Source organism: Variovorax sp. P4_D9 (genome assembly GCF_056401695.1).
In genome coordinates this window covers 1-1,392 of sequence record NZ_JBFUIU010001431.1, presented here as the reverse complement: position 1 = coordinate 1,392, position 1,392 = coordinate 1, and the positions used below count along the sequence as shown (strand labels likewise).

2 protein-coding genes are annotated in these 1,392 nt (G+C 65.4%); both read left to right on the top strand.

What is annotated here, in order from left to right; translation table 11 throughout:
• On the top strand, nt 1-636 hold a 636-nt coding region (locus AC1DY5_RS55690; RefSeq protein ID WP_478122715.1), incomplete at its 5' end, for a glycosyltransferase family protein.
• A gap of 31 nt (nt 637-667) precedes the next feature.
• A partial coding sequence (locus AC1DY5_RS55685; RefSeq protein ID WP_478122714.1) for a glycosyltransferase family 2 protein occupies nt 668-1,392 on the top strand: 725 nt, incomplete at its 3' end.

Sequence of the window (1,392 nt, the reverse complement as noted above, 5' to 3'; positions counted from 1 at the left end):
CCCGACCTGCTGCTGCTGCACAGCGACGCCCGGCTGGTCGACGACGCCCTGAAGGACCTCGGGCAGTCGCTGTTCCATGCGCTGGAGGTCAAGTCCTTCGAACGGGCCTGGATCCACGAGGGCCGCGCCTTCGACGTCTTCCTGCGCCGCAACCTGGTCACCGGCGCGACCACCTTGTTTCGGCGCTCCCTGCTCGACCAGGCGCTGGACTTCCCCAAGGAGTGGCTGCACGACGAGTGGCTGGGCATCGTCGCCTCGGCGGTCGGCCGGGTCGACGTGCTCGAGGACGAACTGATCGACTACCGCCAGCACGAAAGCAACCAGATCGGTGCGCGCCGCGATTCCTTCATTGAAAAGGTCAGGAAGGCCCTGGCTTCGCGCGGCACCACGCACCAGGAGCGGGCCCTGAAGGCCGAACTCCTGCTCGAGCGGCTGCTTTCCCTGGGCGACCAGGTGGCTCCGGATACCATCCGGAAGCTGCGCGATAAGCTGGAACACCAGCGCTTCCGGGCCGCGCTGCCGGCGTCCCGCGTGGCGCGCTGCCTGCCGGTGCTGCGCGAAGCCATGACCGGCCGCTACGAAAAGTTCGGCCGCGGCACGCGCGGCGTCGTCCGCGACTTGTTCGAATCCGTCTGAGACCTTCCGAAAATCACCCCCGCCTCGCCGAATGCCCGACAAGAACGATTCCCCCCCCGCTGCTCGGCCCTCGGTCGTCGTCGTCATCCCGTTCTACAACGGCGCCGACTTCATCGATCGCGCGGTCAAGAGCGTCTTCAACCAGACCGTGCCGGCCGACGAGGTGATCGTGGTCAACGACGGCTCGCGCGCCGAGGAGCGCGAGACGCTCGGCGCGCTGGCCGGACGCTATCCGTTTCGTATCATCGACAAAGAGAACGGCGGCCAGGGCTCGGCGCGCAATGCCGGCGTCGCGGTCTCGACCTCGGCCTTCATCTGCTTCCTGGACCAGGACGATTTCTATCTTCCGAACCACATCGAGATCCTGGTCGACGCGATTCCCGCCGGCGACGCGCGCTTCGGCTTCGTGTATGCGGATCTGTACGAGGCCGACGTCGACGGCAACGTGGTGCGCACTCAGCTCATCAAGCAGCACTCGAAGGACCACCCCAAGACCAACATCTTCGACCTCTTGCGCTACGACATGTTCGTCCTGCCCTCGGCAACGCTGGTGAGCCGCGTGGCCTTCGACGCGGTGCAGGGCTTCGACTCGCAGTTCATGGGCTTCGAGGACGACGACCTGTTCCTGCGCATCTTCCGCAAGGGCTACAGCAATCACTTCGTCGATCGCGCGGTGACGGTCTGGTGCATCCACACCGAAAGTACCTCCTTCGGTATCCGGATGATCCGCAGCCGGTATCGCTTCTTCAAGAAGCT